Source organism: Suttonella sp. (assembly GCF_056855035.1).
Window position 1 is genome coordinate 1 of sequence record NZ_JBXGGR010000051.1, and the last position, 24,701, is coordinate 24,701.

The following is a 24,701-nucleotide window of genomic DNA, read 5'->3' on the forward strand; positions in this document are numbered from 1 at the left end:
GATGATTTGTCTGCCATCTTTTTTGACCTGTTTTGAGCCACAGAAAAAGCATTTTTTGTGTTCAAAGCTTTTGACCTCGCTAAAAGCCTTACAGAATAAGGCTTTTCAAACTTTTTAGCACCTAAAATGTCCCTTTGCCCTCATAAAAGGTAAGAGTTTCAACTCATAAGGAGTTTTTGATGAACATACTGCTCTATGGCATTAGCAACTGCCATAGCGTGCAAAAAGCACGGCAATGGCTTAGCGCCCAACAAATCGATTATCAATTTATCGATTTCAAAAAACAATTACCCAATGAGAGCCTAATCTACCAATGGCTAAAACATATTGAACTCGCTCAACTTCTAAATAAACGCAGCAAAACATGGCGCGGCCTGAGTGCGGCAGAACACAGGCAAGCCGAAACAAGAAGCGGCGCTATCGCCCTGATAATTAAATATCCAAGCCTGATAAAACGCCCCATCTTGCAATATCCGCAAGGCATTACTATCGGCTTTGATGCGGAAATTTATCAGCAACGCTTCGCCGTCTAAAAAATCATGAAAAAATCGCTTATCATCCATGCCCTTGTCAGCCTCATCTGCGTACTGAATTCAACGACTAGGATTCCGAATATTTTGAGATGCTTTATCATGAATTGTCGATAGATTGCGCCCAGAGCGCCATAAATCTTCGTTTATGGCGCTCCATGCGATTCCAAAGCGGTTTCTAGCACAAATCGCGCTTGCTGCCCTGCGCTGCCTGCCACTTCTGCGCAAAAATCCGCCAAACTGCGCAGCCACAAGCCGTAATCGCCGTATAGCGCGCGGTATAGCACAAAGACTTCTTCCGTATCGCAATGTTTTGCCACGTCAATGACTTGATATAAATTGCCTTTGTAATGCCGGTAAATGCCTTTAATCGGTACGGTCATGTTTTTCTCCTGCTGCAAGAAATGTTAATAATAAGGGGCGATGGTCGGAACCGAGCCAAGACAGGGCTTCCGCTCGTATGGCGATATTGTGGCCTAAGATATGGTCGATATTGAGAAAAAACGGACGCCACGTGGGCAGATAATAAGGCGTAGCGGTCTGCAAATCCGCCTCGGCAAGCAGACGGCGGAACAGCGGTGAAAAGGGGCTGCTGTTCAAATCGCCCAAGACAATCACGCGCTCATGCTTTGCCGCTTCAGCGGCGATTATATCCAAATAAGCGTGCCGCGCCGCCGCCAATTCGGCACTAATCGGCGGTGGCGGATGAACGGTCAGTATATGCACATCCGCAGTCTCGGCAAGGATATAGGGATACTCCGCCGCCATCCGCACTTGGCAGCGCTTAAGCGGCTTGCGGCTCCAAAACAGCAGGGCAAAGGGACTGTCTTCGGCAAAGGCGCAGCCCTGCGGATAGTCGGCGCGCAATTCCCGCCACGAAGCGGCTTCGGGATGCATTTCGCCGATAGCGAGCATATCGGGTGCCAACTTACGGATGCGCGCCACTTCATCTGCCGCCGCCGTATTGTGCAGATGCGCGTTATACCACAGCAGCCGCTGCTGCCCCGCCGTCTCGGGCAAGCGCTGCGAAACGCCGCCCTGCATCAGCCATATGAAGGCGCCCAATGCACAAAGCAGCCACAAATAGCGGTATTTCCGCCCTGTGCACAAGGCGGTCAAACCGAAAATCACCGCATAATGCGGCAGAAAATGGCTGAACAATTCTGTATAGTCAAGGAATTCAAAAAGAGTTACAATTTAAACACATCTCGCCGTACTCTCTGCGCTACCTGTTAGCAGCATTACTGTACCACTTTTTCATTTCTTTGACTATATACCACAGCGGTAGCTGTCCTAAGCCGATGGCGAGCAGCGATAAAAAAGCCAGCAAACGCAAACGGCTGATGAGGATTATGCGCCATTTTTGCATGATTCAGCCTAGAAAAAATCGCTTACGCCCAAAGGCGTTCTGCCTAATAAGGCGGCAAAGGTCTGATTATCCGCGCAAGCCCCCTGTTCCAGCAAAGTCATATTGTCGCGGCTGATAAAGCCTTTGCTCAAGTGTGCTGCCAAGGGCAGAAAAGGCTGCATCAGTGTCAGCGGCACATTTACGATGGTCGCCGCCTTTTTGCCATAAAAATTGCGGCGCAACAGGTTGAGATATTCCGCCAAGCTCACTTCCTGCGCACCGGTCATGTGAATAATGCTGCCTGAAGACACATCCGCCGTCAGCATCACCTTCATTCCTTCCGCCACTTCTTGCACATGCACGGGCTGCAGGCGGAAACACCCGCCCTCGGGCAGCGGTATCACGGGCAAACGTGCCAAACGCAGAAAATGCCGCGTATTGATGCTGTCGCGACCATAAACCAAAGAAGGTCTGGCAATCAGGGTATGGATGCTGCTGGTAGCAAGCGCCGCATCACCGCGCCCCTTGCTGCCGACAAAGGCAATATCCTGCGCCGCATCCGCACCCAAAGCGGATAATTGCAGCCATCGGCGCACGCCCTGCGCCTGCGCCCATTGCGCCAATTGCAGCGGCGCCAGATGATGCACTTGCTCTAAAAAGGCGGCATCAAGACTCATCACGCCCACACAATTAACCACCGCTTCCATGCCGGCAAAATGCGATGCCATATCAGGCTTCAAAGCGGCAAAATCTATCTGCCCGCGCCCCAATGCCTTGACTTCATGCCCCGCCGATAACAAGGCTTGCTTTACCGCGCGCCCGATAAAGCCGCTGCCGCCTAATAATAAGACTTTCATTATTGCTCCTAAAACCGTCTTCAATCCGCGATATTGTACGCGCATTTAAGTATATTGTTAGAAATATTATGCTTTTCCTAAAACCGTCTTCAATCCGCGATATTGTACGCGCCCGACAAAAAGCCCTACAATCGCCTGTTTTCAACCATCGGGACATCTTCATGACGATTGCTTTTTTCTGCGTGCTGCTTGCCGCGCTTTTGCCGCTTTTCTGTGCTTTTTATGCCAAAATTGCCGGCGGTTTTGATTTTCAGCGCGATAACGGCGAACCGCGTGTTTTTCTTGCTCGCAGCACAGGCATTGCCGCCCGCGCGAATGCGGCTCAGCAAAACGGCTATGAAGTTTTTGCGCCTTTTGCCGCCGCCGTCATCATCGCCCATATTTCGGGCAATGCCGCACCGAATACCATCAACTTTTTCGCGGTCTTATTCATCCTCTTTCGCTTAGCATTTATCGCCTGCTATCTTGCCGATAAAGCCTTACTGCGTTCGCTGATGTGGACAGGCGGATTTTGCTGCATCATCGCGCTTTTCCTCGCAGCCATTTAAGCGGCAGGCACATATGTAGAAATAAAAATGAGGCAAGGCGGCGAGCCGCAGACAGTACAGATAATACGGCAAGGCGAGCCAACGCTGTATCATTGCAATTTTAATCGACTATATTAGGCTATCTTCTGTTTTTTCAGACGCAAAGCATTACCCAATACGGAAATAGAACTCGCCGCCATTGCTGCGCCGGCAATCACGGGACTGAGCAAACCGAAAGCCGCCAGCGGTATACCCAAGAGATTGTAGAAAAAGGCGAAAAAGAGATTTTGCCGAATCGTTTTCAGCGTCATTCTTGCCACCGTCAAGCCCTCTGTCAACTGCTTGAGACTATGCCGCATCAAGGTTGCCGAAGCGCTGTGCACCACCACCGCCGCGCCCTCCTGCATGGCAAAGCTCACATTTGCCGCCGCCAAAGCGGGCGCATCGTTCACACCGTCGCCGACCATCGCCACGACCTTACCCGCCGCACGCAATGCCTGCACCGCCGCCGCTTTCGCCCGCGGACTCATCTCACCCTGCGCATCGGCAATGCCTAATTGCGCCGCCACCGTCTGCACCACGCTGTTTTTGTCGCCGCTCATAATCAGCACTTCAATACCCTGCGCCTGCAAGGTCGCCACCGCTGCCGCGCTATCGTCTTTTAAAGTATCCGCCAAAGCAAAAGCGCCCAGCGGCACATCATTGACCGCCACCGCCACAAGGCTCGCCGTCTCCCATACCTTATCCGCATTCGGCGGCAAATCGAATCCGCACCATGCCGCCTTGCCGACCTTAACCAAGCCCAGCCCCGCCACTTGCGCCTGCACGCCCTCGCCGACCACCGTTTGCACCGCTTCTGCCGAGGGAATCTCCAAGCCGCGTGCTTGCGCCGCCTGCCACAGCGCCTGCGCCAAAGGATGCCGCGCATATTGCTCGACCGCCGCCGCCACGCGGAGCAATTCCTCCTCGCTCACGCCCTCCGCCGGCAATACCGCCGTCAACTCGGGCTTGCCCTGCGTCAGCGTACCGGTTTTATCCAAGACTACCGTATCCACGCGCGCCGCCTCTTCCAATGCCGCCGCATCTTTAAACCACACGCCCTGCCGCACCGCCTTACCCATGCCGACCATCACCGCCGCCGGCGTTGCCAAACCCAAGGCGCAAGGACAGGCAATAACCAAGACCGCCACCGCATGCATCAAAGCCTGCGTCCAATCGCCTTGCAGCCAAAACGTTAAGACAAAAGTCACAGCGGCAATCGCCACCACACTCGGCACGAACACCGCCGCCGCCTTATCCGCCAAACGCGCAATCGGCGCTTTTGTGCCCTGCGCCTGCGACAAAGCCTGCATCATATCGCCCAAGACCGTCTGACTGCCCAATTGCTCGGCGCGATATTCCACGCTGCCCTCGCTCAACATCGCCCCTGCCAACACGCGGCTGCCTGCCGCTTTCGGCTCCGGCAAAGACTCACCGGTAAGATGGCTTTCATCCGCCCAAGCCTGACCGTCCAAAACCACGCCGTCCGCCGCAATCCGCTCGCCGTGGCTGGCGCGCAAGACATCGCCGATACGCACTTCGGCAAGCGGCAGACATTGCCAAGCCCCCTCGCGCCACACATTAACCTGCTGCGGCGTGAGCTTAAGCAGCAAAGCCAAACTGTTCAAACTCGTTTTCTTGCTGCGCTGCTCAAGGAATTTGCCCAAAGAGACAAAAGCCACCACCATCACGCCCGCCTCAAAATACACCGGCGCACCGTGATGCTGATGCGGCGCAAAAAACAACATGAAAACCGAGTAAAAATAAATCGCCAAAGTCCCCAAACTGACCAGCACATCCATATTCGCCACACCGCCGCGCACACTCATCCATGCGCCGCGATAAAAAGGCAAAGCCAGCCCCCATTGCACCACGCTCGCCAAAGCAAATTGCCACAGCGGTGGCAACATCCAATCATGCCGCCCTATCAGCATGCCCGCCATGCCGAACAAAAACGGCAGATTAATCAGCAATAATAAAGCCAAACGCCAGCCCATCTGCGGCGTTTCCTGCTCCGTCCATTCATCGGCATCTGTTTTCAGCTTCGCCCCGAAACCCGTTTTAACAATAATTTCCTCAATGGCCGCTGCCGTCGTTTGATTGGCATCAAAACGCACCTGCGCCTCTTCGCTGGCAAAATTCACACTCGCCTCGCTGATAAAAGGCTTTTTATTCAGCACCTTTTCAATTCTTGCGGCGCAGGCTTGGCAAGTCATGCCCTCAATCTGAAAACGCGCGGCGGCATTGCTCTGTGTCATGCTTTACTCGGCGCGCGCCTCAAAACCGCCGTCTTCAATCGCGGCAATCATCGCCTCGGGCGCAATCTGCGCGGCCTCATAAGCAACCGCCGCCTGCTGTTGTTCCAAACTGACTTCCGCACTCTGCACGCCGTCCAAGCCCTGCAAAATATTGCTGACGCTCTTCACGCAACCGCCGCAAATCATACCCTCAATATGTAAAACAATCTTCTGCATCTGTACTCTCCAAAAACGCGGCATTGCCGCAAAAATGCTACTATAAGCCTTTACCCTAGGTTAAAGTCAAACATGAATATCAGCCAAGCCGCCGCCGCATCAGGACTATCCGCCAAACAAATCCGCGACTACGAAAAATACGGACTCTTGCACAGCAGCCGCAACCCTTCCGGCTATCGCCAATACAGCTCCGCCGACATCAAACGCCTGCAATTTATCCGACAAGCCCGCGCCGTCGGCTTCTCCCTCGCACAAATCTCCCGCCTGCTGCATCTGCAGGAAAATCCGCATCGCCACAGCAGCGAAGTCAAAAGTCTGACCGCCGCCCATATCGCGGAAATCAAAACGCAAATCGCCGATTTGCAGCACATGCTCGCCCTGTTGCAAGACTGGCACGACGCCTGCCAAGGCAATGACTGCCCCGACTGCGCGATTTTAGATAGCTTGCAACAGACGGCTAAAAGCAGCCGGCAAGATTAAATTTCTCTTAATCTATTAATCACGTCGGATATTCAAATCAATAAATTGCGCCAAAAATAATGGACGTGCATAAAATGCACGAGAAGTAGAACCATGACCAGCCCCTTTTGTTCTTGGTTGAATATACTGTCCCATTTTACCTGTTAAAGTAAGAAATCCCCTTTTAGGATCTAGCAAGGTATCTCTCACTAAATCATAATCCGCTTTTACCGCTTCATATAATTCCGTACCTTCATCAAGATCCAACTCTACAATATCGTGGATCACAGTTGGATCATTAAAAGTTTTCCCAACAATCCTTGCAACCACAACAGCTTTTTCAGCTTAGCTAACAAATGGCTCTCAGCAAATTCTTTTTGACAAACATTTACAGGGTCTATCATAGTAATTGCCATAGTTTCTTTAAAAGTTAATTGACCATTGCGTAAAAATTTTAACGGTACAGACTTTAATTCCCAAGATCCAAAATTAGGAGATTGTGCCGAATTTAATGGCAGCTCTAGAAAACGTTCTATCACATGACCTGCCCAGCCTTTATTGACCGTGCCATTTGCAGTAAGAATAGTCACCCCATATTTTTTAGCCAAATCGTGCAAATTTTGACCGATTAATACTTGCATCCTTTCAATTGCTTCTTTACGTTCCATTATTCAATCTTCTCTTTGCTAGTTCAAAAAATTCATCTTGCATTTCACAACCACAAAATTTCCGCCCATGTTTCAAGGCAGCGACAGCAGTTGTACCGCTACCCATAAAAGGATCAAAAATCAAATCTCCAACATTAGAAGCTGCTTGGATACAACGCTCTAATAACATCAAAGGCTTTTGTGTAGGATGCCTACCAAACATTTTTTCAGATTTAGCCGGTGGCGCAATTTTCCATATAGATTTCATCTGCTTACCGCTATTCTGCAATTTCATTGCATCATAATGAAATACGTGCTTAGATTTTTTATCTTTTTTTGCCCAAATTAAGGTTTCTGTTGAATGGGTAAAAAAGCGGCAGGAAAGATTTGGTGGAGGATTAGGCTTTTCCCATGTAATATTATTTAAAATATGATATCCAATACTTTGCATCAAATAGCCAATTAAATAAATATTATGATAAGTTCCGCATACCCATATTGTGCCATTAGGCTTAAGCAAGGCATAGCATAAACGCAACCATTCTTCATAAAACTCTAAATCTGTTGAAAAACCTTTAGATTTATCCCAATCTCCTTTATTTACAGATACCATCTGACCATTTTGACAAGTAAAACCATCATTAGAAAGAAAATAAGGTGGGTCGGAAAAAATCATATCAAAGCAGCCATTGGGATATTTATCTAAAACACGACGCATGACAGTCAAAGCATTTTCATGATAAATAACCGCATCTGCTAACAAATATTTTCTTAAACCAACCGAATAGGTTTCAGTTTCCTCTCTAAAAACTAAAAAATCATTTTTCATAAATTGCCAATAATTCTACAACTTTTTTTCTACTACTACCTTTTGCAGCAATATTACGTTGCACAAAAATAGTTTCTAAACGGGCAATTTTATAAATTTCACGAGTAAATTCTGTATCATGATTAGAAATTAAGATTGCTTGTGTATTTTGAAAACTATCTTCTGCAATCTTTGCCAAACGTTTTTGATCGTTATCAATAAATCCTCCTTTCGCATAGGCAGTAAAAGAAGCTGTTTCACTTAACGGTACATAAGGAGGATCACAATAAATAAGGTCATCATTATTAATCATAGTAAATACTTGCGCAAAATCGCCCTGCATCATTTCTACCCTAGGTGCCTTTTCTAAAAATTTTTGCATCTCAATTTCTGGAAAATAGGGTTCTTTATAACGTCCAAAAGGAACATTAAATTTACCTTTACTATTATATCGACACAAACCATTAAAAGCATGACGATTCAAATAGACAAACAATGCCGCGCGTTCTATCAAGTCACTACTATTATTAAACATTTCTCGCAATTCATAAAAGCGGATTTCCTGATTATTTTCAGAATTAAAAAAACTTTTTGCATAATCAATAAATGACTGTTTCTCTTTCTTTAAAGTTTGAAATAAGCCAATAAGATCGGGGTTGGTATCATTAAGTAAATAAGCTTCAAATTCTAATGCTAATGATAAAGCGGCAGATCCTGAAAATGGTTCAATCAGGCGTTTACGTGCTTTATTGGGCAAGTTGGCGGCAATAAAAGGGCTAAGTTTTGCTTTGCCTCCTGCCCATTTGAGAAAAGGTTTGGACATATTCATTAGTTTAAAAATTTTTGCCATTATACCTTATTGAAGGCTATTTAGCATCTTTCTGTTGAGCGCCTATCAAAATAAAAAAGCCGGGATTTTGTTCCCAGCTTTTTTATTTTATTTAGTTCTCACTCCTTATTCTGCCAGTAGATCCGCCGCCTTGACCGTCTCTCCGTAAACGGGCAGCAAGGTTTTTTCATAGGCGCTTTGCAATCTGCCGTCGGCTTTAATGGCGGCAATTTCCTCATTCACCCATTTCAGCAGAGCTTCATCGCCTTTGCGTACCGCCGGAGCGATAAAATCGGGATTGCCCAGATTGCCGATAAAAACGCTGTAGCCCGCATTTTCATTCGCCCATGCCCACAGCAGCGCATTGTCATGCGCTAAAGCGGCACCGCGACCGTCTTTAAGCGCATCGAAGGTTTCGGTGTTTTGGTCGTATTTGAGCAAAGCGATGTCGGGTTGGTTTTTACCGAACCATGTGTCGGCGGTCGTGCCTTTATTGACCAAAAGGGTTTTGTCTTTCAGTTCGCTGATGTCTTTTATCGGCGCGCTGTCGGGGGATACCACGCCGAGAGCGACTTTCATATAGGGGCTGGCAAAATCCACCACTCTCTCACGCTCGGGGGTTTGGGTGAAATTCGCTAAGATGACATCGACTTTGCCCGATTTGAGATATTCCACGCGGTTGGCGGCTTCGGTTAAGACAAATTCGACTTTATCCGCGCTACCCAGCAAATCTTGGGCAAAATATTTGGCGATTTCCACATCAAAGCCTTGATTTTTGCCGTTTTGGTCAAGATAGCCGAAGGGCGGTTTGTCGCCGAAAACACCGATGCGGATGCTGTCGCGGGCTTTGATGTCATCCAGCGTATCGGCAACAGAGGCAAGGCTTGCCAATGCCAAGGCGGCAGCCAAGAGGATTTTTAAAGGTTTCATAGGTTTCTCCTTAGGTTAAGTAAATCAATAAGTCAATCCGTTTAAAAATTGCCGCGCGCGTTCGCTTTGCGGGCGGATAAAGAAGGATTGCGGACGGTTTTCTTCGATAATCCTGCCGCCGTCCATAAACAGGATGCGGTCGGCGACTTTTTCCGCAAAACCCATTTCATGAGTCACAATCAGCATACTCATGCCTTCGCGCGCCAAGCCCAGCACCACATCCAAAACTTCGCGCACCATTTCGGGATCGAGCGCGGCGGTAATTTCATCAAGCAGCAAAATATCGGGGTTCATGCACAGGGCGCGCACAATGGCAATCCGCTGTTTCTGTCCGCCGGAGAGTTCGCGCGGATAAGCGTATTTGCGCGATAAGAGTCCCACGCGTTCCAGCCATCGATCCGCCTCCGCTTCGACGTCCTCGCGGCGGCGTTTCTGCACTTTGAGCGGCGCCAGCAAAATGTTGTCAATCACATTCAAATGGGCAAATAATTCATAGCTTTGAAATACCATGCCGATATGTTGGCGTGCCGCCGTCCAGCCGATGTCTTGTCCTAAAACGCCCTGCCCTTGCAAACGGATTTTGCCGCCTTGAATGACTTCTAAACCGTTGATACAGCGCAGCAGCGTACTTTTGCCGCAGCCCGAAGGTCCTAAAATGACCAGCACTTCGCCTTTTTCCAACCGCAAATCAATTTTTTGCAAGGCAATGGTCTCGCCATAGCGTTTGTGCAAACCTTCGATTTCAAGTAATGCCATTTAACTTTCCCACCGTTTTTCTAAACGCGACGCCCACAGCGACAGCGGATAGCAAATCAAAAAATATAAGATGAAAATCAAGCCGTAAACCCATAAAGAGGCATTCGCTACGCCGCTCAAGCCGCTGTCTGCCAGCGCGCCGCTATGCTTGGCGCTAAGCAGGGAGTTTTCAATCAATTGCTGCCCCACTTTGATGATTTCAATCACGCCAATCAAGGCTGCCAGCGAGGTAGTTTTGACCATACGGGTAAACAGATTAATCATGCCCGGCAAGACGCGGCGCAATGCCTGCGGTGCTTCGATAAAGAAAAAGACTTGTCGGGCGGATAATCCCAAAGCCTGCGCCGATTCACGCTGGTGCCGCTCAATCGAGCCCAGTGCGGCACGCAGCAAATCGCCCGCTTCCGCCGTCCCCCATAAAGTAAACACCCAAATGCAGACCCACAGTCCGTCAATATGAATCCCCGTCCATGTCGAAAAGCCGAAATGCAAAACAAAAAGCCACAGCAAAATCGGCACGATGCGGATAGTTTCCAAATACAGGCGGCAAAGCCAGCGCAGCATCCGAGACTTGCTGCGCATCAGCAGACCCAAGCCCGTTCCGAAAACCGCCGACAATGCCACGGAGATAAAAGCGATTTGCGCGGTCAGCCACAAACCCTGCGCCAGACGCGGAATATTCTGCCCCGCCCACAACCACTCAAGTCCCATATTTCGCCCTCCTGACGCGCCGCTCGCCCCAAGAGGCAAATGCCGATACCGGCAGCAAAATCGCCAAATACGCGGCAAATAAAAGAAACAATGCCTCATTGGTCATATATTCGCTGCCGATGATGTCTTTGGTCACAAACATCAACTCCGCCACCGACACCGCATTAATCACCGAGGTTTCCTTCATTAAAAACAAAGCATTTGCCGCCACCGCCGGCAAAGCGACCGCCCAAGCCTGCGGCAGCAGCACATAACGCAGCACTTGCGCTCGCCGCAATCCCAAAGCCCGCGCCGCTTCTATCTGCGCCGGCGGCACCGCCTGCAAACCGGCGCGCAGCACCTCTGCCATATATAGTCGAAGAATTGAAAAAGTATTACGGCGTTGACTCGCTTTGCCGTACTATCTGTACTGTCTGCGGCTCGCCGCCTTGTACTACTTTTTCACTTCTCCGACTATAACTGCCGCCTAAAAACGTCAGCGCAATCACGCCGCAGGTAAAGCCGTCCCAACGAATGCCGATCTTAGGCAAGCCGAAATAGAGAAAATACAGCTGAATGAGCAAAGGCGTATTGCGCGAGACTTCAATATAAATCCGCGCCGGCAGATAGAGAAAACGCGTGCGGTAAGTAGTGATGAGGGCAATCAGCAATCCTAAGAGCAAAGACAGGGCGATGCCCCAAGCCGAGAGCTTGAGCGTCAAGCCGGTTGCCTCTATAAAACGCGGCGCGCTTTGCCAAATATAATTCCAGTCTATACTGCCTGCCTTCAAAGAAGTAGGGATTATAAAAGAGCGCCACAGCCTGCTTTAGAGCGTTTTCTTTGGGGCTTATGAACATTTGGAATGAGACCTTATCCATAAAAATTTTTCATTATTCCATAATATTAAATCATTTTTATTCATCTAACCTTTCGCTTAGAGTATTTCTCATCGAGTTAAGTAAGAAAGGAATCCCTATGAGTCAGTCTAATATTTTTCATTATTCCGTTAAAAGCCATGTTTTTGACGAGCATTACGAGCCGGCGAGCAGCACGCGCCTGACCACTAATTTTGCCAATTTGGCGCGCGGCGAGAACCGTCAGCAAAATCTGCGCAATACCATCAACATGATTAATCACAGATTCAACGATTTAGTCCATTGGGACAATCCCAATAGCAATCGCTACAGCATTGAGCTGGAAATCATCTCGGCAGATTTGCATATTGAAGGGCATGAAGAAGTCTTCCCCTCGATTGAAGTGCTGAAAACCAATATCATCGACCACGAGAAAAATCTGCGGATTGAAGGATTAGTCGGCAACAGCTTTTCATCCTATATCCGCGATTATGATTTCAGCGTATTGCTTTTGGATTACAACAAAGACAAAGCGCAATTCAGCGTTCCGCAAGGTTTCGGCGATTTGCACGGCGAATTGTTTAAATATTTCCTGCGTTCGGAAGTGTATCAAGAGCATTTCAAAAAACCGCCGGTCATTTGTCTGAGCGTTTCCACTACCAAGACCTACCATAAAACCAGCAATTACCACCCCGTCTTAGGCTTTGAATACCGGCAAGACCAAGACTCGCTGACCGATGACTATTTCCGCAAAATGGGCTTGGAGGTGCGCTATTTCATGCCGCCGAAATCGGTCGCGCCTTTCGCCTTCTATTTTGGCGGCGATTTATTAAGCGATTACAGCAATCTGGAATTGCTTGCCACCATCGCCACTATGGAAACCTTCCAGAAAATTTACCGTCCGGAAGTGTATAACGCCAACTCGGCGGCAGGGCAGGTGTACCGCGCCAGTTTGCAGTATCAGGATTTTTCAAAAACCGCCATCGAATACGATAGAGAAGAACGGACGCAATTGGCCATCAAGCAAGGAAAATACGCGGAAGCACATTTCATCAAACCGCAGCAGCAGCTCATTGCGCAATGGCTGAACACCTTAGCCTGATGGCTTTGATACAATCGCGCCGGAAGCTGAACTTGATCATCTTCAGCTTCCGGCTATTCGCATGATGCTAACCATCATTTCAGAGGACTGTTAACAATGAATATTTTATTACCCACTTCCACCGCCGGCAGCCTGCCCAAACCCAGTTGGCTGGCAGAACCGGAGCAATTGTGGTCGCCTTGGAAACTCGCCGACGAGCAACTGGCGGCCGGCAAACAGGACGCTTTATTGCTGTGCCTGCAAGAGCAGGAACACGCAGGGCTTGATATCGTCAGCGACGGCGAACAGACCCGCCAGCATTTCGTTACTACTTTTATCGAGCATTTGGACGGCGTGGATTTCAACCGCCGCGAGACCGTGAAAATCCGCAACCGCTACGATGCCAGCGTGCCCTCAGTCGTCGGCGCGGTCGCACGTTCCAAGCCGGTCTTCGTGCAAGATGCGGCTTTTTTGCGCCGCCACACCCGCCGCCCGATTAAATGGGCATTGCCCGGCCCGATGACCATGGTCGATACTCTATATGATGGCTACTACCACAGCCGTGAAAAACTGGCTTGGGAATTCGCCAAGATTCTCAATGAAGAAGCCAAAGCTCTCGCCGCTGCCGGCGTGGATATTATTCAATTCGACGAACCGGCGTTTAATGTCTTTTTTGACGAAGTCAAAGACTGGGGCATTGCGGCTTTAGAAAAAGCCACCGAAGGGCTGCGCTGCGAGACCGCCGTGCATATCTGCTACGGCTACGGCATCAAAGCCAATACCGATTGGAAGAAAACCCTTGGCTCGGAATGGCGGCAATACGAGGAAATTTTCCCGAAACTTCAGCAATCTCAAATCGATATTATTTCCCTAGAATGCCAAAACTCCCATGTGCCGATGGAGTTAATCGAGATTATCCGCGGTAAAAAAGTCATGGTAGGCGCGATAGACGTTGCCAGCAATCAGATTGAAACGCCGGAGCAAGTGGCGCAAACCCTGCGCAAGGCTTTGCAATTTGTCGATGCCGACAAACTCTATCCTTCCACCAACTGCGGCATGGCCCCGCTGGCACGCCATATTGCCAAAGGCAAAATGCAGGCTCTAAGCGTGGGCGCGGCAATTGTCAGACAGGAATTGAGTGTGAAATAGCGCACAATGCTTCCCTATTCATGAATCCAAGGGCAATACTGCCTTTACATATAGGGAGTTTCAAAAATACATTTCCAATCCATTATTGCAGTCTTCGGCGACTAATCGCCTAAGACTGCAATAATTTCTTCAAATCGCTAATCGTCGCCATGTTTTTCGCTTTTTCGGCGGCAGGGTCGTGCGCTTTGCGTCCGTCCTGCCAGTTAATTCCTTCTTCGGGTAATTCGTCTAAAAAGCGGCTGGGCTCGCTGCTTTGCCACTGTCCGCCTTTTTTGCGCTGCTTGGCATAGCTGAGGGTGAGGTTGCGTTTAGCGCGGGTCATGCCCACGTACATCAGGCGGCGTTCTTCGGCGATACCTTCTTCCGTTTCGCTGCTGTTGGCATGCGGCAGCAGTCCTTCTTCAATGCCAATCATATAGACGAAGGGAAATTCCAAGCCTTTGGCGGAATGCAGAGTCATCAGTTGCACGGCTTCGCTGTCTTTTTCTTGACGATCGAGAATATCGAGCAGCATAAGATGTTGCATCAAGGCGGCAAGATTTTGAAAGCGTTCTTCTTCTTGCAGTTTGCCAATCCATGCTTTGAGTTGCCCGATGCGCTCGAGGCGAGTTTCCACTTGTTTGGGCAGAGCATAGAGTTCGTAGAGATAGTCGCTGTATTCGATGTCGGCAATGACTTGCTCGAGGACGTCCAGCGGCAATTCGTTTTCCGCCATTTGCGCCATATGGTTGAGCCAGTTGCAAAAGCTGCCGAGGGCTTGGGCGGCGCGGTTACCGAGTTCGCTTTGCAGAGCTAAATCGGTGGCGCATTGTGCGAGCGGCTGTTGGCGGCGGTGGGCATATTCTCCTAATTTGCTGAGTGTTGCCGCACCGATTTCGCGTTTCGGCACATTGCAGACGCGCAGAAAGGCGGCATCGTCTTCAGGGTTGTTGATAAGGCGCAGATAGGAAAGCAGGTCGCGAATTTCGCTGTGTTCAAAAAAGCTAGTGCCGCCGCTGATGCGGTAAGGAATGCTGAGTTCGCGCAGTTTTTGCTCCAAAACACGTGATTGAAAATTGCTGCGGTACAGAATCGCAAAATCGCTGGGGCGGGCCTGGTGGCGAATTTGCTGGGCATGAATGTCATAAGCGATATTTTCCGCCTCATTTTCTTCATTGCGGGCGGAAATCACGCTGACCCCTTCGCCTAATGTGAGGGTGGACCAGAGCTTTTTCTCTACCAAATGGCTGTTGTGGGCAATCAGTTCATTGGCGGCATGCAGGATTTTTTGATGGCAGCGGTAATTCTGCTCCAATTTGATGGTTTTTAACTGCGGATAATCCTGCTGCAAATTCAGCAGATTTTGCGGCTGCGCACCGCGCCATGCGTAGATGGATTGGTCGTCGTCGCCCACGGCAGTAAAGGCGCAGAAAACGCCGCTCAGCAATTGCATCAGCTGATATTGGCAGTCGTTAGTATCTTGATATTCATCGATTAATAAATAGCGGACGCGGCTTTGCCAATAATTGCGCGTCTCGCTTTCGGTTTTGAGCAATTGCACGGGCAGCAGCAGTAAATCGTCAAAATCCACCGCATTATAGGCGCGTAGGCGTTCTTGGTAAGCGCCGTAGGCGATTGCGCTTAATTTGCTGAGTTCGTCATCGGCTAATTGCAGTGCCTGTGCCGCATCAATATTGCTGTTTTTATAGGCGGAAATACGGCTTTGCACGGCTTGCAATTGGGCATTGTCTTCGCTTTTGGTCAGCTCGCGCAGCAGCGTGATGCCGTCGCGTGCATCTAAAATGCTGAAGCCTTTGCGTAGTCCCAGTTTGGGATATTCGCGGTGCAATATGTCCAGTCCCAAGCGATGAAAAGTGGAAATATGCAACCCCCGCGCCGCGCTGCCGAGTAGATGACGGCTGCGCTCGCCCATTTCGCGTGCGGCTTTATTGGTAAAAGTGACGGCAAACACGCTGTTTGCCGCATAATTCGCCTCTTGAATCAAATAGGCGATTTTGCGCGTAATCACGCCGGTTTTGCCCGAACCGGCGCCGGCAATCACGAGCAAAGGTCCGCCAAGATAGGTTACCGCCTGCTGTTGCTGCGGATTTAAAGGAATCTGTTCTGCCATCTTATCCTTGCGCGCGCGGCGAAGTCTGCCATATCACGCTGAAAATAATAATTAAACCGATACATTGTGCTAAAAGCAAAGTGCCGACCACACCCTGCCATTGCCATGTTTGAAAACTCAAAGCGCAGAGCCATGCGCCAGCCGTTCCGCCGCAATAATACGCCATATAATACAAACCTGTCGCCAAAGAGCGACCTTCGCGCACATGCAGGGAAATATAGCTGATGGTGGCGGATTGGGTGATAAACACGCCGGTGCTCATCAAAATCAAGCCGCAAAAGACCAATGTCAGCGGCTGGGTAAGGCTGATCAATATCCCGCACACAGACAGCGCGAGGGAAAGTGCCATTGTGCGCGGCGCGCCGAATTTGCGCAATAGCCATGTTGCCGCCGGCGTAATCACCATGCCGATTAAATAGACGCTGAAAATATTTGCCAATTGCGCGGTATTCAAATGATAAGGCGCTTGCGCAAGCCGCAAATTGATAAAGGAAAAACAGCCGACTAAAGAAAACAAAACGAAAAAGCCCAAAGCACAGGAAGATAAGACAATGCGGTTATGCAGATGCGAAACCAAACTGCGCATCGCCGCGCTCAACTGCGGTTTGGCGACAAAATGCCGCGAAGGCGGCAATTGCCACAGCACCAGTAAAAAACCGGCGAAACTCAAGCCCGAAAGCAGCAACATGCTGAATTGCCAACCGATCCATTGCGTTAAATGCCCGAGCAGAAAACGCCCGCTGAAACCGCCGAATACCGTGCCGCAGACATAAAACGCCATCAATTTACCGATATGCTCGCTTTCAAATTCCTCGCCCAGATAAGCAATCAAGCAGACCGTCATCCCCGGCACAAAAACGCCGACCAAAAAACGCAGCAGAGTAAAACTTTCGATCGTCGGCACATAAGCCGATAAAGCTACCGGCAGGCTATAGAAGAAAATCGCGCTGCAAATCATCCAACGCCGCCCGAAAGCATCGGAAAGCATGCCGATAAAAGGCGACATCAGCCCCATGCCCATCACGGTAACGCCCACCGCCAAACCGATTTGCACCTCGTCTGCCTGAAAATGCCGCATCAGCAGCGGCAAAATCGACTGAATGGAATAAACCTGCATAAAGGCTAAAGCACCGATAAAAGCCACCGTCAGGCTAAACATCGGCGTAGGACTTGCTTTTGGGGACATCGCAGACTCAAGAAAGAAAAGCGCCATCATAGCAAAACGCGGCGCATCATAAAGCGCGGTTTAGGGAAGATACGTTTTATACTCAGAAAAACCATAAAACTTCAGTCATTTTATGGCACAATCGCATTTTTCATCTCATCATTACAAGGCGATGTTTTCTTCTCTTTCAGCGCTGAATCAAGCGTTTTTGTCTGCTTTGGCGGATAGCGGTTTTCACGGCGAATTTTCTACGGCAGAGGCGCAGCGCAGTGTCTATGCCACGGACAATTCGGTTTACGAACGCACGCCGCAGGCGGTGATTTGGCCGCGCAGCACGGCGGACGTGCAGGTGGTTTTGGCTTTGGCGGCGCGCGAGGAATTTCGCCAAATCGTGATTACCGCACGCGGCGGCGGCACCGGCACCAACGGACAATCGCTGACCGACGGCATTGTGCTGGATGTGTCGCGTTTCATGAATGATATTCTTGAGATTGACGTGCAACATCGCCGCGTACGCGTGCAGGCGGGAGTGGTGAAAGATCAGCTCAACCGAGCGCTCAAACCTTACGGTTTGTTTTTTGCCCCTGAATTATCCACTTCCAACCGCGCCACTATCGGCGGCATGATTAATACCGATGCTTGCGGGCAGGGCAGTTTACGCTATGGCAAAACCCATGACCATGTGCTGGGCTTGCGCACAGTTTTGCTGGGCGGGGAAGTGCTGGATTCCGCCGCTTTGCCGCGCCATAACTGGCAGATGCAGATAGCGGATAAATCGCCGCAGCAGCAGGCTTTGTATGCGCAGATTTTCCGTCTTGCCGCTGATAATCAAGATAAAATCCGCCGTTCTTTTCCGTCGCTGACGCGCGCGCTGACCGGCTATGACCTGCCGCATGTATTAGACGAACAAAGCTTTAACATTAACAGTATTCTCTGCGGTTCGGAAGGTTCTTTGGGCATTATTTGCGAGGCGGAGCTCAATGTGCTGCCGATTCCGCAGCATCGCGCCCTCATCAATATCGGCTATGCCGATTTCCAATCTGCTTTGGAAGATGCCAATGCCTTGATGAGCCAATCGCCGCTGTCGATTGAAACGGTGGATTCCAAAGTCTTGGCGCTGGCGCAGCAGGATATTGTCTGGGAAAGCGTGGCGCGCTTTTTTCCCGCCGCCGAGGGCGCGCCCGTGCAAGGCATCAATCTTTTGGAAATCGATGCCGCTGACGCCGATGCTTTAGCCGCGCATCTGAGTGCTATTCTCGCGCATTTGCAAAGCGATAGCAGCGTTACCCGCCTGACTTGCACGGTAGCCCGCGGCGAGGCGGAAATCGAGGCGGTCTATCATATGCGCAAACGCGCGGTGGGTTTGTTGGGCAATGTGCAGGGCGAGCAGCGTCCTTTGCCCTTTGTGGAAGACACCGCCGTGCCGCCCGAGCATCTTGCCGCCTATATCAAAGCCTTTCGCCAAGTTTTAGACGACAAAGGCTTGGCTTACGGCATGTTCGGGCATGTGGATGCGGGAGTGCTGCACGTGCGTCCGCAACTGGATATGAAAGTCGAGGGCATGAAAGACAGCTTGCGTGAGATTACCGAAGCGGTCGTAGCGCTGACTCATCGCTACGGCGGTGTGCTGTGGGGCGAACACGGCAAAGGGCTGCGCTCGGAATATGCGCCGACCTTTTTCGGCGATTGCTGGGATTTGATTTGCCAAATCAAATCAGCCTTTGACCCGCATAATCAGCTCAATCCCGGTAAAATCGCTGTGCCCTATGCCGGCGATGCCGAACTGACGCCGCTGACCGCCGTACCGATGCGCGGCGATTTCGACCGCCGTATCGACAAACAAGACTGGCAGAATTTCGGTAATACCCTGCAATGTAACGGCAACGGCGCCTGTTTTAATTTTGCCTTTGACGACCCCATGTGCCCCTCATGGAAAGTAACGCGCGATCGCCAGCATTCGCCCAAAGGGCGTGCCATGCTGCTAAAAGAATGGCTGCGCCGCAAAGCTGATAGCAGCCTCACGCCCGACTTCGAACAAGAAGTCTACCAAGCCCTGCACGGCTGCCTGTCCTGCAAATCCTGCGCCGGACAATGCCCCGTGAAAGTCGATATTCCCGATGGCAAAAGCCGCTTTTTAGCCGAATATCATCGCCGCCACCGCCGTCCGCTGCGCGATTATCTGATCGGCTATTTGGAATACCTGATTCCGCATCTGGCAAAAATCGCGCCGCTGTATAATCTGATGCAGAACAACCGCCTGATGCGCAGCATCAACCGCAAAATGTTGCGTTTAAGCGATGCACCGCTCTTTCATTCCCAAGCGCGCGCAGACCTTGCCGCCTACGGCGTGCAAATGTTGCGCAAAGGCGAAACCCCGCCCAAGCAAGACAATGCCGTCATCGTGCTGCAAGACGCCTTTACCCGCTATTTCGACACGCCGGTATTTCTCGACTGGCTGCGGCTCTTGCAGACTTTGGGCATCAAAACCTATCTGCTGCCCTATTTTCCCAACGGCAAACCCCTGCATGTACATGGTTTCCTTGCGCATTTTTACAAACTGCGCCGCCATAACGAGCAACTGCTTGCCGCCGCCGCAGAAAGCGGCTTGCCGATTATCGGGCTAGACCCCGCCATGACCTTAGTATTTCGTCAAGAATATCTGAAAGATGCGCCGCAGCAGCCCGAGCGCCGCATTTTGCTGCCGCAGGAATGGCTGCGCGACTACTATCTGCCGACACATCCGCCGCTAGCTGCGCCCTTAGACAAGCAAGGCACAACCTACTATTTCGCCGCGCATTGCACCGAGAAAACCCAATTGCCCGGCTCGGACAAAGACTGGCAGCGGATTTTTCAACATTTCGGCTTAGATTTGCAGCCGGTGGCGGTAGGCTGCTGCGGCATGGCGGGCACCTTCGGACACGAAAGCGAACATCAAGCACAATCGGCGCAACTATTTGACATGTCTTGGCAAGCGCCCGTTACACAATACGGCGGACAATTGCTGGCTACAGGCTACTCCTGCCGCAGCCAAAGCAAACGCATGAGCGGCACCGTTTTGCAGCACCCGGTGCAAGCCTTGCTGAAAAATTTGGCAAATGTGGCTAGGAATTCTTGACGAAGCATTTTGAGTCGAGATGATTATATAGCTTCTTCAGATTAAAATGAGACAATAAATATTTTCAACATATTGAAAATATTTCAATATGTTGTGTTAAGACGTGTCATTTTAATCTGAAGAGACTATATTTAGTGTTTAGCGATAAAAACTGTTTTCTGTAACCGTTTTTCCACTATTTCTACTAATTTTTCCACAAATATACTAAAAATTTGCTAATATATGCTGCGAGAAATCGGCGATGTTAGCGCAAGTTTAGCCGGTCTTTCTCATGAAAGCTTATCCTGTTCTGCTGATTGAGAATATTGAGAGGTAATGATGTTAAATACTTTCTTGAAAGATTTCGAAACCATTGTAAATATCGACTCTTATAGTTATGACCCTGAAGGCACCGCTAAAGTGGCGGCATTTCTACAAGCAAAATTTGATGCCATCGGCTGGATAACGGAATTACGCCATTTGGACGATAAAGTCGGTCCGGCTTTGATTTGTATGAATAAGCAGGCCGACAGCTTTGATATTTTGCTTTCCGGACATATGGATACGGTGTTTAAAGCAGGTACGGTTAAAGAAAGACCTTTCCGCATTGAGGGCAATCATATTACCGGCCCGGGGGCATATGATATGAAACCCGGTTTATTGCAGGCTTTTTATGCCTGTGAAAAACTCACGAAAAATGATGATTTGTCTGATGCTGCCATTTGTATTGTTTTCAATCCTGATGAGGAAATCAGCTCGATTTTTTCGCGCCCGCTCTTAGAAGAAATGGCGAAGAAAACCCAATATGCGGTGATTTTGGAATCTGCGCGTATTAACGGTAATTTTGTCAATGAACGCAAAGGAATTGCCAAATATGTGATTGAATTTTTAGGTAAATCTGCGCATGCGGCAGTAGATCCGCAAAATGGCGCCAATGCCATCAATGCTTTTTTACACATCGGGCAAATGCTTTTGGACAGCGCGGCACCCGATAAAGGCACGACAATCAATATCGGTACGGTCGAAGGCGGTACGACGCCCAATACTGTGCCGGAATATGTGAAAATCCAAGTGGATTGCCGTTTTACTAATATGGATGAAACCAAGCGTTTAAACGATATTATTTATGGTCTGAACGACACTCAGACCAAAGAAAACGTACGCATCCGCGTGAGCGGCGGTTTGACTCGTCCGCCTTGGGCAAGAAGCGAAAAAGGCTTGGCATTTTGCGCGGCAGTAGATGAAATCAAACAGCGTTTGGGCATCGAAGCGGATTGGGCTTCTACGCCCGGCGGCTCGGACGGCAATTTCTTTGCGGCTTTAGGCGTGCCGACCATTGACGGCATGGGACCTGTGGGCGGTAAAGGGCATAGTCCCAATGAATATTTGGAGCTTGATACCATTGAGCCGCGCACGGAATTGCTTTATGAAATTATCAAGTATTGCTGTCGTATGAGTTAATCCATAGGAGAAACATTATGTTAGCTATAGTGCTTGCCTTGATAGTAACGCTGGGCGTGGGCTATCTCATCGTGAAAAAATACAAAGCCCAGTTTGTCTTGCTCTGCGGCGGGATTATTTTGATGTGTTTCGCCGTCCTGCTTGGTTTGGGCGAAATTCTGCCGCCGGAGAAATCAACAGGTTGGGTGGGGTTTGATATTTTTGAATTTATCAAAACGGTATTGAGTTCGCGTGCCGCCGATTTAGGTTTGATGATTATGGCAGTAGGCGGTTTTGCGCGCTATATGGATAAAATCGGCGCAAGCAAAGCCTTAGTCAATTGCGCGATTAAACCGCTTAATGCGATTAAAGCACCCTATTTGGTTTTGGCATTGTCTTATATCATCGGGCAAATCCTAAATGTCTTTATCCCCAGCGCATCGGGTTTGGGCTTATTGCTGATGCTGACCATCTTCCCGGTTTTGATTAGATTGGGCATTAGCCGCGAGGGGGCTGCCGCTGTGATTGGCACGGCAGCCTGTTTGGATCTTGGTCCGGCTTCGGGCAATGCCGTTTTGGCATCAAAAACTGCGGGTATTGATATTGCGGAATATTTCCTCAGCTATCAGCTTATGTTGGCAATCCTAACCATGCTGGTTATCGCAACCGCGCATTTCTTCGTGCAAAAATATTTTGATAAAAAGAACATCGCGATGGGTGATCAATCTGCTCCCGAATTGGCAGAGGACAGCGCGCAAGAAGCCGCGCCGCCGGCAATCTATATTTTATTGCCGCTCCTGCCGCTGGCTTTGATTCTGACTTTTAGCAAATTCGTGATTGATTCGGTCAAAATGAACGTGGTTACCGCTATGCTGATCAGCCTCTTTTCGGCGATGCTGTTTGAATTGGTAAGAAAACGCGATTTGAAAACCGTGTTTGCGGAAATGCAGGTCTTCTTTGACGGCATGGGTAAACAATTTGCCGCGGTGGTTACCCTCATCGTGGCAGGCGAAACCTTTGCCAAAGGCTTGACCGCTATCGGTGCTATCGACATCATCATATCTTCGGCGCAAGGTTCTAATTTGGGCGCTTTTGCCATGACCGGCATCATGGTGGCGATTATTGCGCTGTCTGCAATCGTAATGGGCTCTGGTAATGCACCGTTTTTCGCTTTTGCCGCCTTGGCACCGAAAGTGGCGACAGGATTAGGCATTGCACCTGCCTTGATATTATTACCCATGCAATTAACCGCAGGGGTAGCACGCAGCATGTCGCCGATTACGGCGGTTATCGTGGCGGTATCAGGGGTAGCAAATGTTTCGCCCTTTGAACTGATCAAGCGCACCGCCATTCCCATGGCTTTAGCATTGATTACCATCTTTTGCGGCACTTTTGTTTTATATCATTAAGCCTTAGGCAAACATCGGGCGTATTATTTGCGATGCGCCCGATGTTTAGCGACTGTCGAAGCATTGAAAAAGTATTATGGACTTGGCTCGCCTTGCCGTACGCTCTTGTACTGTCTGCGGCTTGCTACTTTTTCACTTCTCCGACTATAAAACAATATTTATTCAAAAAAATCAATAGCTTTTCAACCATTGATTGTCATAAATCTGCCATACATTTTCAGTCCTGAGACTCTTGTTTAAACGCTTTGTCGCGGTCTTGCTCAAATTCGCCCCATAGGGCGTTTAAAATCGCGAGCAAGACGGCGAAGCCGAGTCCGAGTATCCATGCAAAATACCACATCATTTTCTCCTAATAGGCATTATGGTCGTTTTCGCGCAGATATCGCGCGGTTACTTTGCCGCTCATGATGCGAAACGCCCATGAGGTGTAGGCGATCACAATCGGCATCATCACGATGGTGGCGAGGAGCATCACGATGAGACTGCGGTGGCTGGCGGTGGCGTCCCAGACGGTCAACCCCGAAGACAAATCGCTGCTGCTCGGCAAAATAAAGGGAAAGAGCGAGACGGCAAAGGTGGCAATGACGCCGATGATGCCGACGGAGGAGGCGGCAAATGCCAACAAGGTTTTGTCTTTGCGTGCCAAGAGCCATGCGGCGCTAAAGCCGAGATAAGCCAAGGCGGGAATCAGCATTGTCAGCGGGTATTGCCGATAATTATTCAGCCATGCGCCTTGGATGCGGCTGACGTTTTTGGCCAGCGGATTGGCAATTCCCTGCGGGTCGATGCTGCCTGCCGCCGCTGCATAGCCTTGGATATGGGCGACCCAAATACCGCCGAGGCTGAATAAGATTAGGCTGAGTAAGAGGAAATAGGGCAGGCTGCGGCGGGTGCGGGCGTAAATCGCACCTTCACTGCGGTGCATCAAATAGATGCCGCCGTGTAAGATCAGCATGGCGACGGAGAGCAGACCGCATAGCAGGGCAAAAGGATTGAGCAATGCCCAGAAAGAGCCGGTGTAGAAGATGCGCATATCGGCGTCGAAATGGAAGGGTACGCCGAGTATGACATTACCAATCGCTACGCCGAATAAGAGTGCCGGTACAAAAGAACCGATAAATAAGCACCAATCCCAAGTGCGCCGCCAAAGCGGATTGGCAATCATGCTGCGATATTTAAAGCCTACGGGGCGGAAAAACATCGCCCACAGAACCGCCAGCATTGCCCAGTAAAAGCCGGAAAAGGCGACGGCGTAAACCATCGGCCATGCGGCGAATATCGCACCGCCGCCGGTAATCAGCCAAGCTTGATTGCCTTCCCAATGCGCGCCGATGGTGTTGATGACGATGCGGCGTTCTTCATCGCTTTTTGCCACAAAGGGCAGGAGCGAGCAGATGCCCATATCGTGTCCATCCATAATCGCAAAGCCGATTAATAAAAAGCCGATGCACAGCCACCAGAGGAATTTCAAGGTGGCGTAGTCGAAAAGATTGATAATGTCCAT

Annotated in this window: 25 protein-coding genes and 1 pseudogene; 8 read left to right on the plus strand and 18 right to left on the minus strand. The window is 49.9% G+C overall.

What is annotated here, in order from left to right; translation table 11 throughout:
* The first annotated feature begins 179 nt into the window (after positions 1–179).
* Positions 180–533, plus strand: coding sequence for a Spx/MgsR family RNA polymerase-binding regulatory protein (locus ACJHVI_RS04770; protein ID WP_483183501.1), 354 nt, complete (start codon positions 180–182; stop codon positions 531–533).
* Positions 534–676: 143 nt separating this feature from the next.
* Here ACJHVI_RS04770 and ACJHVI_RS04775 read toward each other — a convergent pair whose 3' ends face one another.
* The 4 genes from ACJHVI_RS04775 to ACJHVI_RS04790 form a co-directional block, all read right to left on the minus strand.
* Entirely contained in the window at positions 677–913 is a 237-nt protein-coding gene (locus tag ACJHVI_RS04775; protein WP_483183502.1) for a DUF1653 domain-containing protein, read from the minus strand.
* Positions 897–1,691 carry an endonuclease/exonuclease/phosphatase family protein gene (locus ACJHVI_RS04780; RefSeq protein ID WP_483183503.1) on the minus strand — a complete coding sequence of 265 codons (795 nt, stop codon included), beginning with the start codon at positions 1,689–1,691 and terminating at the stop codon, positions 897–899. The genes ACJHVI_RS04775 and ACJHVI_RS04780 overlap by 17 nt, the downstream gene beginning before the upstream one ends.
* A 64-nt stretch (positions 1,692–1,755) precedes the next feature.
* Positions 1,756–1,899 carry a hypothetical protein gene (locus ACJHVI_RS04785; protein ID WP_483183504.1) on the minus strand — a complete coding sequence of 48 codons (144 nt, stop codon included), beginning with the start codon at positions 1,897–1,899 and terminating at the stop codon, positions 1,756–1,758.
* Positions 1,900–1,907: 8 nt separating this feature from the next.
* On the minus strand, positions 1,908–2,735 hold the full coding sequence (locus ACJHVI_RS04790; RefSeq protein ID WP_483183506.1) for an NAD-dependent epimerase/dehydratase family protein: 828 nt from the start codon (positions 2,733–2,735) through the stop codon (positions 1,908–1,910).
* Positions 2,736–2,896: 161 nt separating this feature from the next.
* On the opposite strand from ACJHVI_RS04790, the gene ACJHVI_RS04795 reads away from it, so the two are divergent.
* Positions 2,897–3,283, plus strand: coding sequence for an MAPEG family protein (locus ACJHVI_RS04795; protein ID WP_483183563.1), 387 nt, complete (start codon positions 2,897–2,899; stop codon positions 3,281–3,283).
* Between the two features lie 113 nt (positions 3,284–3,396).
* Here ACJHVI_RS04795 and ACJHVI_RS04800 read toward each other — a convergent pair whose 3' ends face one another.
* On the minus strand, positions 3,397–5,559 hold the full coding sequence (locus tag ACJHVI_RS04800; RefSeq protein WP_483183507.1) for a heavy metal translocating P-type ATPase: 2,163 nt from the start codon (positions 5,557–5,559) through the stop codon (positions 3,397–3,399).
* 3 nt (positions 5,560–5,562) lie between these two features.
* Entirely contained in the window at positions 5,563–5,775 is a 213-nt protein-coding gene (locus ACJHVI_RS04805) for a heavy-metal-associated domain-containing protein (RefSeq protein ID WP_483183509.1), read from the minus strand.
* Positions 5,776–5,847: 72 nt separating this feature from the next.
* On the opposite strand from ACJHVI_RS04805, the gene ACJHVI_RS04810 reads away from it, so the two are divergent.
* The gene (locus ACJHVI_RS04810) at positions 5,848–6,255 is read left to right on the plus strand and encodes a MerR family DNA-binding protein (protein WP_483183510.1); all 408 of its coding nucleotides are present in this window, start codon (positions 5,848–5,850) and stop codon (positions 6,253–6,255) included.
* Positions 6,256–6,270: 15 nt separating this feature from the next.
* Here ACJHVI_RS04810 and ACJHVI_RS04815 read toward each other — a convergent pair whose 3' ends face one another.
* The 8 genes and pseudogenes from ACJHVI_RS04815 to ACJHVI_RS04850 form a co-directional block, all read right to left on the minus strand.
* The gene (locus tag ACJHVI_RS04815; RefSeq protein ID WP_483183511.1) at positions 6,271–6,522 is read right to left on the minus strand and encodes a hypothetical protein; all 252 of its coding nucleotides are present in this window, start codon (positions 6,520–6,522) and stop codon (positions 6,271–6,273) included.
* Positions 6,519–6,902 (minus strand): MutH/Sau3AI family endonuclease, encoded by a 384-nt coding sequence (locus ACJHVI_RS04820; RefSeq protein ID WP_483183512.1) that lies wholly within the window; start codon positions 6,900–6,902, stop codon positions 6,519–6,521. Before ACJHVI_RS04820 ends, ACJHVI_RS04815 begins: the two co-directional genes overlap by 4 nt.
* The gene (locus ACJHVI_RS04825; RefSeq protein ID WP_483183513.1) at positions 6,892–7,710 is read right to left on the minus strand and encodes a DNA-methyltransferase; all 819 of its coding nucleotides are present in this window, start codon (positions 7,708–7,710) and stop codon (positions 6,892–6,894) included. The genes ACJHVI_RS04820 and ACJHVI_RS04825 overlap by 11 nt, the downstream gene beginning before the upstream one ends.
* Positions 7,700–8,518 (minus strand): DNA adenine methylase, encoded by an 819-nt coding sequence (locus tag ACJHVI_RS04830; protein WP_483183564.1) that lies wholly within the window; start codon positions 8,516–8,518, stop codon positions 7,700–7,702. The genes ACJHVI_RS04825 and ACJHVI_RS04830 overlap by 11 nt, the downstream gene beginning before the upstream one ends.
* 126 nt (positions 8,519–8,644) lie before the next feature.
* Positions 8,645–9,448, minus strand: coding sequence for a cysteine ABC transporter substrate-binding protein (locus tag ACJHVI_RS04835; protein ID WP_483183515.1), 804 nt, complete (start codon positions 9,446–9,448; stop codon positions 8,645–8,647).
* Between the two features lie 24 nt (positions 9,449–9,472).
* Positions 9,473–10,204: an amino acid ABC transporter ATP-binding protein gene (locus tag ACJHVI_RS04840; RefSeq protein WP_483183516.1), complete on the minus strand. Its 732-nt coding sequence runs from the start codon at positions 10,202–10,204 to the stop codon at positions 9,473–9,475.
* Positions 10,205–10,915, minus strand: a complete 711-nt coding sequence (locus ACJHVI_RS04845; RefSeq protein ID WP_483183517.1) for an amino acid ABC transporter permease — start codon at positions 10,913–10,915, stop codon at positions 10,205–10,207.
* A pseudogene (locus ACJHVI_RS04850) lies at positions 10,905–11,670 on the minus strand (amino acid ABC transporter permease). The gene ACJHVI_RS04845 and the pseudogene ACJHVI_RS04850 overlap by 11 nt, the downstream one beginning before the upstream one ends.
* A gap of 200 nt (positions 11,671–11,870) precedes the next feature.
* Between ACJHVI_RS04850 and ACJHVI_RS04855 the strand changes: the two are divergent.
* Both ACJHVI_RS04855 and ACJHVI_RS04860 read left to right on the plus strand, forming a co-directional pair.
* Entirely contained in the window at positions 11,871–12,851 is a 981-nt protein-coding gene (locus tag ACJHVI_RS04855; RefSeq protein WP_483183518.1) for a putative oxygenase MesX, read from the plus strand.
* Between the two features lie 96 nt (positions 12,852–12,947).
* Positions 12,948–13,979 (plus strand): methionine synthase, encoded by a 1,032-nt coding sequence (locus ACJHVI_RS04860; protein ID WP_483183519.1) that lies wholly within the window; start codon positions 12,948–12,950, stop codon positions 13,977–13,979.
* A 109-nt stretch (positions 13,980–14,088) separates the two neighbouring features.
* On the opposite strand, the gene ACJHVI_RS04865 is transcribed toward ACJHVI_RS04860, so the two are convergent.
* Positions 14,089–16,089: a UvrD-helicase domain-containing protein gene (locus ACJHVI_RS04865; RefSeq protein WP_483183520.1), complete on the minus strand. Its 2,001-nt coding sequence runs from the start codon at positions 16,087–16,089 to the stop codon at positions 14,089–14,091.
* 1 nt (position 16,090) lies between these two features.
* The gene (locus ACJHVI_RS04870; RefSeq protein ID WP_483183521.1) at positions 16,091–17,275 is read right to left on the minus strand and encodes an MFS transporter; all 1,185 of its coding nucleotides are present in this window, start codon (positions 17,273–17,275) and stop codon (positions 16,091–16,093) included.
* 151 nt (positions 17,276–17,426) lie between these two features.
* On the opposite strand from ACJHVI_RS04870, the gene ACJHVI_RS04875 reads away from it, so the two are divergent.
* The 3 genes from ACJHVI_RS04875 (at position 17,427) to dcuC (ending at position 23,197) form a co-directional block, all read left to right on the plus strand.
* The gene (locus ACJHVI_RS04875) at positions 17,427–20,369 is read left to right on the plus strand and encodes an FAD-binding and (Fe-S)-binding domain-containing protein (RefSeq protein ID WP_483183523.1); all 2,943 of its coding nucleotides are present in this window, start codon (positions 17,427–17,429) and stop codon (positions 20,367–20,369) included.
* Positions 20,370–20,684: 315 nt separating this feature from the next.
* On the plus strand, positions 20,685–21,809 hold the full coding sequence (locus ACJHVI_RS04880) for a M20 family metallopeptidase (RefSeq protein ID WP_483183524.1): 1,125 nt from the start codon (positions 20,685–20,687) through the stop codon (positions 21,807–21,809).
* A 17-nt stretch (positions 21,810–21,826) separates the two neighbouring features.
* Complete coding sequence (gene dcuC, locus ACJHVI_RS04885; RefSeq protein WP_483183525.1) at positions 21,827–23,197, plus strand: C4-dicarboxylate transporter DcuC; 1,371 nt, start codon at positions 21,827–21,829, stop codon at positions 23,195–23,197.
* 217 nt (positions 23,198–23,414) lie between these two features.
* Here dcuC and cydX read toward each other — a convergent pair whose 3' ends face one another.
* Positions 23,415–23,537 carry a cytochrome bd-I oxidase subunit CydX gene (gene cydX, locus ACJHVI_RS04890; protein WP_483183565.1) on the minus strand — a complete coding sequence of 41 codons (123 nt, stop codon included), beginning with the start codon at positions 23,535–23,537 and terminating at the stop codon, positions 23,415–23,417.
* 9 nt (positions 23,538–23,546) lie between these two features.
* Positions 23,547–24,701, minus strand: a complete 1,155-nt coding sequence (gene cydB, locus ACJHVI_RS04895; RefSeq protein ID WP_483183526.1) for a cytochrome d ubiquinol oxidase subunit II — start codon at positions 24,699–24,701, stop codon at positions 23,547–23,549.